The 13,207-nt window shown below is 68.5% G+C and carries 15 protein-coding genes; 6 read left to right on the plus strand and 9 right to left on the minus strand.

Features of this window, described 5'->3' with window-relative positions:
• Positions 1-51 precede the first annotated feature (51 nt).
• From ACSION_RS12335 to ACSION_RS12355, 5 genes are all read right to left on the minus strand, one after another.
• A complete protein-coding gene (locus tag ACSION_RS12335; RefSeq protein ID WP_435306125.1) occupies positions 52-642 on the minus strand; it encodes a DUF6151 family protein in 591 nt (196 codons plus the stop codon).
• 104 nt (positions 643-746) lie between these two features.
• Complete coding sequence (locus ACSION_RS12340; protein ID WP_435306126.1) at positions 747-1,679, minus strand: HDOD domain-containing protein; 933 nt, start codon at positions 1,677-1,679, stop codon at positions 747-749.
• A 63-nt stretch (positions 1,680-1,742) separates the two neighbouring features.
• Positions 1,743-2,165: an NUDIX hydrolase gene (locus tag ACSION_RS12345; RefSeq protein ID WP_435306127.1), complete on the minus strand. Its 423-nt coding sequence runs from the start codon at positions 2,163-2,165 to the stop codon at positions 1,743-1,745.
• A gap of 34 nt (positions 2,166-2,199) precedes the next feature.
• Complete coding sequence (locus ACSION_RS12350) at positions 2,200-2,466, minus strand: DksA/TraR family C4-type zinc finger protein (protein ID WP_435306128.1); 267 nt, start codon at positions 2,464-2,466, stop codon at positions 2,200-2,202.
• Between the two features lie 65 nt (positions 2,467-2,531).
• Positions 2,532-3,077, minus strand: a complete 546-nt coding sequence (locus ACSION_RS12355) for a hypothetical protein (RefSeq protein ID WP_435306129.1) — start codon at positions 3,075-3,077, stop codon at positions 2,532-2,534.
• A 223-nt stretch (positions 3,078-3,300) separates the two neighbouring features.
• On the opposite strand from ACSION_RS12355, the gene ACSION_RS12360 reads away from it, so the two are divergent.
• Both ACSION_RS12360 and ACSION_RS12365 read left to right on the plus strand, forming a co-directional pair.
• Positions 3,301-4,158, plus strand: a complete 858-nt coding sequence (locus ACSION_RS12360) for an AraC family transcriptional regulator (protein ID WP_435306130.1) — start codon at positions 3,301-3,303, stop codon at positions 4,156-4,158.
• A 79-nt stretch (positions 4,159-4,237) separates the two neighbouring features.
• Entirely contained in the window at positions 4,238-5,323 is a 1,086-nt protein-coding gene (locus ACSION_RS12365) for a serine hydrolase domain-containing protein (RefSeq protein WP_435306131.1), read from the plus strand.
• Between the two features lie 18 nt (positions 5,324-5,341).
• On the opposite strand, the gene ACSION_RS12370 is transcribed toward ACSION_RS12365, so the two are convergent.
• Together ACSION_RS12370 and ACSION_RS12375 are read right to left on the minus strand one after the other, a co-directional pair.
• Positions 5,342-6,268 carry a M14 family metallopeptidase gene (locus ACSION_RS12370; RefSeq protein WP_435306132.1) on the minus strand — a complete coding sequence of 309 codons (927 nt, stop codon included), beginning with the start codon at positions 6,266-6,268 and terminating at the stop codon, positions 5,342-5,344.
• Positions 6,269-6,331: 63 nt separating this feature from the next.
• Complete coding sequence (locus ACSION_RS12375) at positions 6,332-8,182, minus strand: CPBP family intramembrane glutamic endopeptidase (protein WP_435306133.1); 1,851 nt, start codon at positions 8,180-8,182, stop codon at positions 6,332-6,334.
• 55 nt (positions 8,183-8,237) lie between these two features.
• Between ACSION_RS12375 and ACSION_RS12380 the strand changes: the two genes are divergently transcribed.
• Together ACSION_RS12380 and ACSION_RS12385 are read left to right on the plus strand one after the other, a co-directional pair.
• Positions 8,238-9,080, plus strand: a complete 843-nt coding sequence (locus ACSION_RS12380) for a class I SAM-dependent methyltransferase (RefSeq protein ID WP_435306134.1) — start codon at positions 8,238-8,240, stop codon at positions 9,078-9,080.
• An 81-nt stretch (positions 9,081-9,161) separates the two neighbouring features.
• Positions 9,162-9,761 (plus strand): DUF1579 domain-containing protein, encoded by a 600-nt coding sequence (locus ACSION_RS12385; protein WP_435306135.1) that lies wholly within the window; start codon positions 9,162-9,164, stop codon positions 9,759-9,761.
• Between the two features lie 12 nt (positions 9,762-9,773).
• Here the strand turns inward: ACSION_RS12385 and ACSION_RS12390 are convergent, their stop codons facing one another.
• Positions 9,774-10,751 carry an AraC family transcriptional regulator gene (locus ACSION_RS12390; protein WP_435306136.1) on the minus strand — a complete coding sequence of 326 codons (978 nt, stop codon included), beginning with the start codon at positions 10,749-10,751 and terminating at the stop codon, positions 9,774-9,776.
• Positions 10,752-10,755: 4 nt separating this feature from the next.
• Positions 10,756-11,301, minus strand: coding sequence for an OsmC family protein (locus ACSION_RS12395; protein ID WP_435306137.1), 546 nt, complete (start codon positions 11,299-11,301; stop codon positions 10,756-10,758).
• Between the two features lie 229 nt (positions 11,302-11,530).
• Here ACSION_RS12395 and ACSION_RS12400 point away from each other — a divergent pair, with 229 nt between their 5' ends.
• Together ACSION_RS12400 and ACSION_RS12405 are read left to right on the plus strand one after the other, a co-directional pair.
• The gene (locus ACSION_RS12400) at positions 11,531-12,364 is read left to right on the plus strand and encodes a class I SAM-dependent methyltransferase (RefSeq protein WP_435306138.1); all 834 of its coding nucleotides are present in this window, start codon (positions 11,531-11,533) and stop codon (positions 12,362-12,364) included.
• A complete protein-coding gene (locus tag ACSION_RS12405; protein WP_435306139.1) occupies positions 12,361-13,206 on the plus strand; it encodes a class I SAM-dependent methyltransferase in 846 nt (281 codons plus the stop codon). Before ACSION_RS12400 ends, ACSION_RS12405 begins: the two co-directional genes overlap by 4 nt.
• The last annotated feature ends 1 nt before the right edge of the window (position 13,207 follow it).

Genomic DNA, 13,207 nt, shown 5'->3' on the forward strand with positions numbered 1-13,207 from the left:
TGCCTGACTTTAGTCAGACAAATATCCAAGGTCAATCCGGGGGGCGACCCATCAGCCGGTCTCCAGACCAACGGCGTGGCGCTCCCCGGCATTGAGCGGATACGCCGTACGGAGCGTCTGCCCGGATGGGTTGAAAAACAGGCCAGGCGTCTGGCGACGGACCTTGGCGCCCAGGATGCCGGCGGCGATGCGTGCTCCGCCCAACAGGAACCCAACCGGCGTTCCCCCGACAGCGCCGGTCGCGGATCCGGTGTTGAGCACGACCCGTCCCGCGGGCCCGAATGCGGCATCCAACCCCGCCGCAGGTGCCAGGCAGGTCGTGACCATGCCCACGTACGCCACGCGGCCGTCGTGCGGCGTGTTGCCGAGGGGGGTGCGGCAACACGCCGCGTACCAGCGGAACAGGCCGCCGTCGCGCAGGCACAGGCCCGCGATGTTTTCTTCGCCCGCCGTGAATCGCACGGCGAGCGGATTCATCGCCACGATGTCGGTGCCGCCCTGCGCATCCATCAGGCCCGGCTGGCCAAGATGGCGCGCGTAGGCTTGGCAATCCTTGCAGTAACAGGTGGCGCGCACGTAGGCGCGCTGGGTCGAAACGATTCCTTTCACTTGCCCGCAACGGCAACGCAGCGCCAGCGTCATTGGTACACCTCGCCTGGTTCCCTGACGATGCAGGAATACCGCAGCGGATATGAGCGCAACGTCAAACCACGGCCCGTTGCCTGACTGGCGCTGCAACCGGGTGATCAGGCGGCGTCGGCGATCCGTGCGGATGCCATTGCGGCGCTGGCGTGAGGGGCCGCAGCTGCCAGCGCACGCCCGAGGCCGGTCATGCGTGCGGTATCGTCGATGGCCTGGTCATCCAGGCCTTGCAGCAGGCGTTCGGACAATCCCCACTCGCGTGCCACGGCGCGCCCCAAGCGCGGCGACGCATCCTGCAAGAGATGCGCCGCGATCACCACATCCGGTACACCACCGTGCTGCACGCACGCGTCGCGGAGCGCCTGCGCCACGAGGATGGCGCCCAACCCCTGGAGCAACGCGAGCAACTGGGCGGCGAAGGCGTCTTCGCGTTCCACCGTTTTAGCGAACTGCGCGGCGGCGAGCGCCGTGCGCTGCGTGTGGTCCCAGATCAGGTCGGGCAGCGCACCGAGCGCACCGCCATCCATCCGCATGACGGGCTGCATTACCGCCATCGCCACGAGTTGGCGGAGACCTTCCGTGCCGACCAGCGCGACGGCGCGGTCGAGGTTTTCGATCGGTGCGGGCTGGGTGCGGTACAGCGCGCTGTTCGCGAGCCGGAGCAGATGCGCCGCCAGTGCGGGGTCGCGCGCGATGACGCCGGCGATCTCGCGACCGGAGGCCTCATCGTCGTTGAGGGTGCTCAGCAGCTGGGGGAGCAACTGCGGGCGACGCGGCAGGCGCTGCGGCGCCTCTGCGAAGCGCGCCAATGTCTTTTCGGCGGCCTCCCGGACGGCCGCCGTCGCCTCGGGCGGCAGCGGTGCTGGTTGGCCCTCGTATGCCAGTTCAAGCAATGCGCTTGCCCAGTTGCGGTCAACGGCGGGCGCCGTGGTGGTGGCCGCCATGGCGCGCGGCGGCGCAATCGAAGCCGCGCCCGGCGTGACGACCGCTGTGCGCCCGCGTTGCCACCACGATGTCAGTGCCCCCAGCAGTGCCACGCGCGTCCCCAGACGTACCCGTTGAGACGGTAGCGGCGGATGCACAGGGAACTTGAGGTCGGATCAGGACGGGATCGCCGTGCCCCTGCCCTGCCACGCCAGCAAAGCGGGCAGGATGTGCCCCGCGCTCAGTGGCGCGATCGTCACCGGGTACGGGCCCGCAGGGTCGACCCACACGAACGCTTCGATCTCGGCCTGGGGCGCGGGCGTGCCGTGCACCGCGCAGCGATACGCATGCGCACGCACGCGGAGGCCGGGTTCGTTGACCGCCTCCGCCTCGAATTCGCCCAGCCACACGGCCGACGCATGGTCGAGTTGTACGCCTAGCTCTTCGTCCAGTTCGCGCGCGAGCGCGGACAACGGCTCTTCGCCCGGCTCGGTCTTGCCTCCCGGCTGGATGAAGATGGCCGATGCGCGCTTGCGCACCAGCAGCACCTCGCCCTGCGCATTGAGGATGACGGCGGCGACGGTATGAAGAGTCGTCATGCAGATCGAACCAAGGCAGGCACGTGCGAACGTATCAACGCAGCTGGCTGTCCTTGCTGCCCCGTCGGTTGTAGAGGCCGCCGGCTTGTTCGTCCTGGTCGGCTGCTTCCTGGCAGCCCACGCACAGGCGTACGCCGGGAACAGCCTTCTGCCGCGCCAGGGGAATCGGCTTGTCGCATTCCTCGCACTGGCTGAGACTGGGGCCCTTCGGCAACGCGCGCCGCGCCCGCTCGATGCCGTCCTTCACGGTCGCATCGATCTGGTCCTGTACCGCACCATCGCCTGCCCATCCGGTCGCCATGACCCGCTCCCACATCGACACTGTGCGGGCAGCCTACACCCGGCCACCTGACTCGTGCCCGGCCCTCAGTTCGACCAGATCGGTCCGGCGAGATACATGCGCTCTCCGTCGCCGGCGTTGGGGTCGGCGCACTTGCCCTGTGCGATGTTGGTGCACGTGAGCACACGCCAGCGCACGACAGGTTTGCTACCCGGCGGCTTGGCCGCCACGGCGGGCGTCGTGCGATAGACCTCGCCGACCTTCAACGGCTCGACAAGCGTCCCGCGCAGGCAAGAGGCCGGCGCGGGCTGCCACCAGCACTGCTGTGGCCCCTTTCCCTGCGCACCCCAGACCGACACCGACTTGCTCAGGCAATAGCCATAGCCGGCACCGGCGGGCTTGTTCGCCTGGCAGAACGCTCCGCCATCGCACGTCAACGGTGCCGCGTTCTGGAAGACCAGGCAGCCGCCGCCGGTATTGAGATCGGTGCCCTGCCAGCGCCGCTCGAACTTGAAGGTACCGACGATCTTTCCCTGCGCCAGCGGCTCCACCGCACGCGGTACCACCTGGAACTTGCAGCCGACCATCACGCCGACCGCCACGATCAATCCTGCATGCAAGACCTGACGCATGAGCCGTTCCTCCGGAGCGAATCGCCCACAAGGACAAGACGCCGCCCTCCCGGGCGCACGGCCACGCAAACCCGACCGTTCACGACGTTCATGCGTGTAGCAGACGAACGGCAGGCCGTCTCGTCGGGCTTTCGTCGCTTCCTTCCCCGTTTCGTCGCACCGGCGGTGCCCGCATCGAGCGCGCGTGCGACTGTCGTTGCGCCCCACCGACCCTCGAGATCGCATGCCTGCCACCGCTTGTGCTTCCCGTGCGCCACTGACGCATGCCGGTGCGGCGACACCCGACGACACCCCGCGACGCGCCGGGAGCCTCGGGGCGGGCACTGTCCGACGCCTCGCCAATGGTGTGCAGATCGCGCGACTCGTGCCGACGGTGCCGGCTCGCGCCCTGGTGCGGCACACCCACGACGAGGCACACCTCGTGCTGCTGTTGCGTGGCCGCTACCTGACGTCCGCGACGGGCGGCCCGCCGGAATGCACCCCAGGCACGCTCATCTACACGCCACCGGCCACCACGCATCGCGACCGTTTCCATGACCTGGACGGCGAATTCATGACCGTTGCACTGCCTTCCACGATGGAAGGCGTGTTGAAGCGTGGCCTGGACCAGGGCGCCGTGCGTGCGGGTCGCCGCGCACAGGCCTTCGCGCATGGCTTGGCACACGCCTGCACCGATTGGCGTGGCGACGACGGATTGCTGGCGGAGCCCCTGTTCGACGAGCTGCTCGACGCCGTCGCCAACCCGGCACCTGCATGCCGTGGTTGGCCCGCTTGGCTGGCCCGCGCTGAAGCCTGGCTGCATGACCATCACGACACTCCCGCAGACACTCTCTCGCTGGCGCAAGCGTGCGACGTGCACCCGGTGCATCTGGCGCGCGTGTTCCGTCGCCGCCACGGCTGCACGCCGACGGAGTACTCGCGCCGCCTGCGGATCGCACGCGCTGCGGGCATGCTCCGGCAAGGACGCGCCACCGTCGCGACGATCGCCACGGACTGCGGGTTCGCCGATCAGGCGCATTTCCATCGCCTGTTCGTCCGTGCCTACCGGATGCCGCCCACGGCCTTCCGCTCGACTCTCTGAACGAACACGTTGCCCGCGTGCAAGCCATCACCTGCGCGCTTCGTCATCGTGCCTCCTTCTTCACTCAAAGGACCTGCCCATGCGTCACCTGATAACGCCGTTGTTGCTGTCGTGCGCCCTGCTCGCTCCGCCGGTCCATGCCGCGGACTGGCGACGGGGAGCGCCGGCCGACCACGGCCTGGATGCCGCCGCACTCGCCGAGATGGAGCGCGTCGTCGCCGCCGGCGAGTTCAAGCAGGTGACCAGCGTGCTCATCGCCCGCGATGGCGTGCTGGTGTACGAGCGCTACTTCGACGAAGCGGGTCCCGAGGCACGGCGCAACACCCGCTCGGCCACCAAGACCGTGGCCGGCATGCTGGCCGGCATCGCAGTGGGCCAAGGCAAGCTGGAAGGCGCACAGGCGCGGATCCTGCCGCTGCTCAAGCGCCCATCGCCGGCGCTGCCCGACCCGCGCAAGGATGCGATCACCTTCGAAGACCTGATGACGATGTCTTCTTCGCTGGAATGCGATGACTGGAATACCTGGTCGCGCGGCAATGAAGAGCGCATGTACCTGATCGAGGACTGGGTGGGCTTCTACCTCGATCTGCCCATCCAGGGCTACACCGCCTGGATGACCCCGCCCAAGGATGCCCCGTACGGCCGCAGCTTCCGCTACTGCACTGCCGGCGTCACCACGCTCGGTGCGGTCGTCCAGTCCGCCGCGGGCGAACCGCTGGCCACTTTCGCGCAGCGCACGCTGTTCGATCCGCTCGGCATCGCCGCACCGGCGTGGCAGTTCTCGCCACAGGGACTGGCACAGGCCGGCGGCGGGCTGGGTTTGCGCAGCCGGGACCTGCTCGCACTCGGCGAGTTGTACCGCAACGGCGGACGCTGGCAGGGCAAGCAGATCGTGCCTGCCGCCTGGGTCGCCGATTCGATCCGCCCGCATGCGCGCATCGAAGATGGTATCGACTATGGCTACCTGTGGTGGCTGCACCACGAGACCAGCGGCGGTCGCACGTTCGATTCGTACGCGATGAACGGCACGGGTGGCAATACCGTGCGGGTGTTCCCGGAACAGAAGCTGGTGGTCGTCGTCACGACCACCAACTACCAGGTGCAGAACGCGCCGAGGCTGACCTTCCGCCTGATCACCGAGAAGCTGCTGCCGGCCGTCAAATGAGCGAGGGCTGGCCCGTCCTCACGGATGGGCCAGCGCGTAGTCGATCGCGGCGACCACGGCCGCGACCTGCGCGTCGTTGCACTGCACCGGGGTAGCCTTCGGACTATCGGGATAGACCTCGGTGATGGTGGTGTAGCGCGCGTCGGTGATGCCGGTGCACAGGCCCAGCGACTTCACCGGATATTCGATGACGCCTTCGGCGACCACCGGCGACCCGATGATCTCGCCCTGGGCGTCGGCGGGTGCGATGTGGGTCACTCGCGCCACCGCGGCGATCACCGCCTGCTGGAATACGGGCTGCCGGTTCTCGCTGTCGTCCACCAGGTAGAAGCCGTCGGGAATCTCGCCGGGCTCGAACGGCTTGCCATCGCGCGCAGCGAGCGCGGGCCGGAACTCGGTCTCGTCGCTGTCGGTGGTTTCGTGCAGGTCGATGTGCATCAGCACGCGGTCCTTCACCGGCGCCACCAGCGCGATCAGGGCCGCGGATTCCTGCGCAGGGCTATCTGCGCGGAAGGAGCGGTTCGGGTCCAGCGCATCGGCGTTCCATCGATGGATGCGCTCGTAGCCCCACGGGCTCACGCACGGCACCACCAACAGGTTGGCACGGCCGGCGTACTCGACGGCGCGCTGTTCGAGGAACTGCAGCGCACCGTGCACGCCACTGGTCTCGTAGCCATGCACGCCGCCGGTGACGAGCATCAGCGGCAGCGTATCGTTCCAGGCGCGGCTGCGCACCGCATACAGCGGATAGCGTTCGCCCGGACCGTAGTCGAGCTCACCATACGTGTCCACGTCGAAACGCTCGCGCAGGCGATCGAGCGACACCACCACGTCGTCCGCATAACGCCGCCGCACGCGCTGCTGCGCGCGCCATGCGGCTTTCTCCCCCGCGCCCCAAGGCGTGCCCGGCGTACCGATGGGGTGGAAACGTTCGATGGTGTGCATGGCAATGGGTCCGGAACGGGGCACGCACTATAACAACCCGATTCGCGCGGACACGAACGACGCCTAGGTGGCCAACAGGAAGAACACTCCATTGTTGATGGCATGCAACAGGATCGCCGGCACGAGCGACCCTGTCCTGCGAACGAGCATTCCCGCCAACAATCCCATGGCGAAATAGAAGAAGAAGCGCGGCAGGTCGTTGTGGACGGCGGCGAACAACAACGCCTGGAGGACGTTGGACCATCCGAAACTGATATGGCGCGCCATGCCTCCGAGCAGCATGCCCCGGAACATCAGTTCCTCGACGATGGGCCCCAGCATCGCGATCAGCAGGAACGTCAGGACGGTCCCATAGATCGACTGCCCGCCCGTGAGGAGGCGTTCGATCGCTTCCGTCTGCCCGGTGCGACTGTCTTCCGCACGCCACTGGAGCCAGGCGCCTTGCAGGTAGATCACCGCGGACAGCATCACCAGCGCAGCGAGCAGCCAGGCCGCCTGCCGCCACCAGGTGATGCGGCCGCTGAAGCCCTCTCGTCCCAGGCACCAGGCGACAGGCACCAGCAGCGCCAGGCTTGCGACCGAACTCCAGAAATTGATCCTCGCGAACGCATTGGCGTCCGGCAGAGCATCCCCGGAAAAAAGGCTGGCAATCGAACGTGGCTCGACCACGCCGGCAATCAGGAACGGCAACGCCAGCATGAGCGCCATGCCCCACCACGCGTGTCGCAACCCGATGCCCGGGAACAGTGCCACGGGCGCGCGGCCCTGCACGCGTCGCGCCAGTCCCCGGTAGTGCACGGGAACAAGGAGCATCAGCGGCAACAAGGCCAGGACCAGCAGGATGCCGCCGGACATCAGGGCCATGCCGAGCATCGGGAGGCGGAAGATGGAAGCAGGATGCTGGTTCGCCAGTACGGCGAAGCGCTCCAGGTGGGTCGCAATCTCGCCGGTGTCGGTAACATCGATCTGCGCGACCGCCGCCGGGATGTCCGCCTGCGCCAGCGCGAGGTCGAAGCGCGCGCGGACTTCATCGTCGCCCTCACCTGCCTTCTCCAGCGCGCGATGGGCTGCCGCCAGGTCGCCGGCATTGAGATGCGTGCGTGCGACCAGTGCAGCATCCAGGTCGAGATCCTTGCCGTCGTAACGTTTCAGTTCCCCTTGGGCGACGCGCGCATCCTTGAACTTCAAGGCAGCCGCCAAGCGCTGATCGGCGCGCCAGGCATCGGTCGCCGCGGGCGAGTCGCGCAACAAGCGGGTGGCAGCGGCCACGTCCTGCTTCGCCAGGAGGCCCTCGACCGCCAGCGGCACGCTCTCCGGGTTGCCGAGACGGGCCGCCCGCAAGGCCATCTCCTGGGCTTTCTCCTTTTCGTGAAGGCCTTCCAGCAACTTCGACTGGCGGGCGTACAGGTCGGCGCGCAGGGCAGCCGGCCATGCGTTCGACCGCTCGATCAGCGCAGCCCCTTCTTCGACCGCGTCCTCGCCCCACATCTGCTGGTAGAGGAACAACTGCGCCTCAGGCTTGCTTGCCCAGCGCTGGCGGAGACGTTCGAGGCAAGCCTCGTAGTCCTCGGACGCCGACGCGATCCAGTCGCCATAATCTTCTTCGGTGTAATTTCCGATGAATCGACACCGGGCGATCAACGCAGCGGCGCCCGAAGATTCGGATGCATCGAAGCGGGCCAGCATTTCGCGATAAGCCGCCTCCTTCGCGTTCGTCACTGCTTCGACCGCGACATCGTGATCCGGCACCGGTGCAGATCCCGACGCCGGCAGCACCGTCTCCGCATGCGCAACTCCACCCCCGCTGAGCAGCAGCAACGCTGCCATGCACCACTGACGCATCCCCATGCGTGCCTCCCTGTGCTGTCCGGTCGCGATGGTAGCAGTTGTCAGTGGCGCGCCAACCGCGTCCAATAGCGCCCTCGAAATCCCAGGCCGTCCATGAAGGCGGCAAGTCCGGACTCCCCGCATGCCCCACTACACCGGCCCCCTCCTCACCCGCGACGCGGCGAACGCGCTGCGCGCCGCGCGCGATCGTGGCGACGGCACCTGGCAGGGTTCGCTCGACCTCGGCCGAACGCAGGACGAAGCCCGGTTGGGCGCGGATGCCTGGCAGTGGAAGGACGCGGCCTATCCGTATCCGGACGGCCTGAAGGACCGCACGCTGTACCACTGGGATGGCGAGGAATTCGCGCCGATCTCGCGCTTCGCCGGTTCGCTGATCAAGCTCGTACCCACGGAATGGGGCGTGCCGACCTTCGAGATCGACGGCATCAAGATGCTGCCCACGTCGAAGGAATCGCCGTTGGACGACGCGCAGCGCAAGGTCGCGCTGGTGGAACCGCGCGGCAAGGTGGTGCTGGATACCTGCGGCGGACTGGGCTATTTCGCCGCCTGCTGCCTGGCGGCCGGCGCGGCGCGCATCCGCTCGTTCGAAAAGAACGAAGACGTGTTGTGGCTGCGCACCCTCAACCCGTGGTCGCCGGACCCTGAAGCTCCCGGGCACGGCGGCCGCCTCGAACTCATGCATGCAGACGTGTCCCGCGCCATCGCCGACATCGCTGATGCGTCCGTCGATGCGGTGCTGCACGATCCACCGCGCTTCGGCATCGCCGGCGAGCTGTATTCGCAGGCGTTCTACGACCAACTTGCGCGCGTATTGCGTCGCGGCGGCAAGCTCTTCCACTACACCGGCAGCCCCAACAAGCTCACCAGCGGTCGTGACGTGCCGGGGGAAGTCGCCAAGCGGCTGGAGAAGGCGGGCTTCAAGGCACAGCGCGCATTGGACGGCGTCGTCGGCCTGCGCCGCTGACGGCGGCCGCATCGGTCTTCACGCCAACTGAGCGCGACGAGGCGCACAACGGCGCCACCGCCACGCCCGGGAGGGGCCGCCATGCACCGCGTCATCCTGTTGACCGTTTCAGTTTCCGCCCTGCTCCTCGCAGGTTCCGCGACTGCCCAGGACAAGCCGCCGGCGATGACGCCGGAGATGCAGGCCATGATGGAGGCCTACCAGAAGGCCGGCACGCCGGGCATGGAGCACGGCAGGCTGGCGTCGATGGCCGGCACCTACGATCTGGTCGTGAAGAGCTGGTACGCGCCCGGCGCACCGCCCAGCACCGATGGCGGCACCGCCACGCGCAAGATGATCCTCGGCAATCGCGTGATGCTGGAGGAAGTGACCTCGCAGATGATGGGCCAGCCCTTCAGTGGGCAGGGCCTGCATGGGTTCGACAACGTCACCGGCAAGTACTGGGGCACCTGGAACGACAGCATGAGCACGGGGCTGATGGTCAGCGAGGGCACCTGCGACGCGCAGCTCAGCTGCACCTACACCGGTACCCACAACGACGCGGTGACGAAGAAGCCGCAGAGCAGCCGGATGACCACACGCTGGACCGACAAGAACACCGAGGTCCTCGAAATGTACGGCCCGGGCCCGGATGGCAAGGAAACAAAAATGATGGAGATCACCTACAAGCGGCGGCCTTGACCGTTGCGTGGATCAGGCGTGCGTGGCCTGGCCGGCCTCGGCCAGGTTGCGCCGCCAGGCGGCCGGCGGCTGCCCGTATTCGCGACGGAACGCGCGACTGAAGGACGTGTCGTTCTGGTAGCCCACCTCTTCGGCCACCCGCGACAGCGGCGCATTGCTGCGCCGTAACAGGTTGGCCGCCATCAGCATCCGCCACTGGGTCAGGTACTGCATGGGCGAGGTGCCGACCAACTGCTGGAAGCGTTCGGCCAGCACCGACCGCGATGTGCCGGCGACGCGCGCGAGGTCGGCGAGCGTCCACTCGCGGCACGGCTGTTGGTGCAGCGCATTCAGCGCCATGCCGACGACGCGGTCGCCCAGGCCCGCGAGCCAACCAGCGTGGCCCTCATGCTGGTGCACGTAGCGACGCAGCACTTCGATGAACAACAGCTCCGCCAGACGCGACAGCAGGCTGGCCCCGCCAGGACGCGGCGTGCGGGCTTCGGCCAGCGCGTAGCGCACGGACGATTCCAGCCAAGCGCCGGCATCGGAATCGCGCAGGCTGATCCGCACCACTTGCGGCAGACCATCCAGCAGCAAGCGCGCGAGCCGGGTATCGCAGGCCAGGTAGCCGCAGACGATGCGGGTCGGCGCGCCGCCACCGCCATACGCCAACCGTCGTGGACGGCTCGAGAACAGCTTCTTGAGATCGGCCGCGCCGCGTGGGGGCGGCAGACCCGGTGCGGATGCCATGCGATGCGCCGCACCACCGGGGAACATCACCACGTCGCCCTCGCGCATGGCCAGCGGCGGCATGCCTTCCATCTCCACCAAGCATTCGCCTTCGGTGACCAGATGGAAGATCACCACCTGTTCGGCCGTGGGGTCGAGCCACGGCGCCGCCAATGCGGCCTTCGGCGACTGGTAGCACCAGGGCGCACTGAAGCGCGCGTTGACGAAGAACGCGCCCGACATCTGCACCACGCGCAGGATTTCCGACAACGCATCCATGCGCTCAGGCCGCTCGCGCGGGTGTCGTCGCCACATCGACGGTCAATGGCGGCCGGCCGAGCAGCGCACCCTGCATCGGCGAGCGGCGCAGTGCTTCCTGCACGACGGCATGCAGTCGGTCGTCTTCGACGTCCTGCGCGTGCAGCACCACGTCCACGTGCATCGACGCGGGGCAGGCACCGATCGGGGCACCCTCGGCATCGCGCATGCCGAGCAGGCCGCGCGTATCGGAGCGGCTGCCGACGTCCACTTCGAGATGGTCGAGTGCAATGCCTTGCTCGGCGGCGACCATCGCGATCGCGGTCGCCGTGCACGCCGCGATGCCCGCCCGGAAGAACCAGCCCGGCGATGGCCGGTCGCCGGTACCGCCCAGCTCCACCGGCATGTCGGATTCGATGCGCGTGCCGCTGGCGTGCGCCGCCACGATCCGCGCCCCGTGCTGCCACGACGCGCGGGCCGCCGCGTCGTCGTGCAGGCCCATGTCGGGCCGGCGGGCGAACACGCTGACGGCGCGTTGCATCGCCTGGGCGATGTCTTGGGGGGTACTCATGGGACGGGGGACTCCATCGAACGGCAGGGCAGCCGGATTCTGAGCGCAACAACGCGGGCCGGGAGCCCGCGCGGCCAGCCGCCGGACGATCGGCAATGAATCGCGGAAGCCGGGGAAACCGCGCCACCGACGCCGGACGCCCGGCCAGCTCCGGCAGACGCCCCGTCAGGACGGCGACCCCGCGCGACGGCGACGCTGCGCACCTCCCAATCCCTGGAGTTTCCCCCGCATGAACGCCGTTGCCGTCTCCCTCCCCACCCCGCCCGACCTGAACGCCATCAAGCAACGCCAGCAGGCCGCCTGGTCCAGTGGCAACTACGCCGTGGTCGGCACCACCTTGCAGATCGTCGGCGAGCGCCTGGCCGAAGCCGTCGACCTGCGCTGGGACGAGCGCGTGCTCGACGTCGCCGCCGGCAACGGCAACGCGACACTGGCGGCGGCACGTCGCGGCGGCCAGGTCGTGTCCACCGACTACGTGCCCGCCCTGCTCGACCTGGGCCAGGCGCGCGCCGATGCCGAACAGCTGCACGTCGCGTTCGCCGAAGCCGATGCCGAGGCCCTGCCCTTCGCCGATGCGAGTTTCGATGTGGTGCTGTCCACGTTTGGCGTGATGTTCACCCCGGACCACGCGCGCGCGGCGGGCGAACTGGCGCGCGTCTGCCGTCCCGGCGGCCGCATCGGCCTCGCCAACTGGACGCCGGAGGGCTTCATCGGCCAGATGTTCAAGGTGCTCGGCCGCCACCTCGCACCGCCGGCCGGCGTGCAGCCACCCTCGCTGTGGGGCACCACCGCGCACGTGCAGTCGCTGTTCGGCGACCGCGCCGGCGCCATCGGCGTCACCGCGCGCATGTTCAATTTCCGCTACCGCGATGCGGCGCACATGATCGACGTGTTCCGCACCTGGTACGGACCGGTGCAGAAGGCTTTCCAGGCATTGCCTGCCGAAAAGGCGGCCGAACTCGAACAGGACCTGCACGCGCTGATGGACCGCATGGACCGCGGCAACGGCAACGGCCTGGTCATCCCCAGCGAGTACCTCGAAATCGTGGTCGTGCGCCGGTGAAGGACCATGCGCGACTGCAGCGGCGGGTCCAGCGCTACGGCTGGGACCTCGCCGCCTCCCGCTACGACGCGCTGTGGCAGGCGCAGCTGTCGGACGCGCACCGTCGGTTGCTGGCGTTGGCGCCAGCAGCCGCGGGCGAATCCGTGCTCGACGTCGCCTGCGGCACCGGCGTGATGGCGCTGGCGGCGGCGGAAGCGGTCGGTACCAGCGGTCGCGTGGTCGGCGTGGACATCGCCGAACGCATGGTCGGCGAAGCCAACGCTCAGGCGCGGGCGCGCGGGCTGCACCATGCGCGCTTCCTGCGCATGGACGGCGAAGCGCTGGACACCTCCGGCGTCGGTTTCGACCTTGCGTACTGCGCGTTGGGCCTGATGTACATGCCCGACCCCGACCAGGCGATGCGCGGCATCCACGGCGCGCTGCGTCCGGGAGGCCGCGTCGCGGTCGCGGTCTGGGGCCAGCGCGCCCGCTGCGGCTGGTCGCCGGTGTTTCCGATCGTCGATGAAGAGGTCGCGAGCGACGTTTGTCCGCTGTTCTTCCAACTCGGCCACGAGGGGATGCTCACCGAGCTCTGTGCGCGCGCCGGTTTCGTCGATGCGGAAGAGCACCGCGTCGAAGCCGTGCTGGCTTACGCCGATGACGAGGAGGCCTGCGATGCCGCCTTCGTCGGTGGTCCGGTGGCGATGGCCTGGTCGCGCTTCGACGAAACGACCCGCCGGCGCGTCCGCGCGCGTTACCTGCAGGCGATCCAGCCGTGGCGCATCGGCCAGGGCTACCGCATGCCGGGCGAGTTCGTGGTCGCCACGGCCCGCACGCGCGCAGCGCTTTCCGCCACGGGGTGAT

It is taken from the genome of Pseudoxanthomonas sp. LjRoot125 (assembly GCF_964252705.1).
In the GTDB taxonomy this organism is placed as follows: domain Bacteria; phylum Pseudomonadota; class Gammaproteobacteria; order Xanthomonadales; family Xanthomonadaceae; genus Pseudoxanthomonas_A.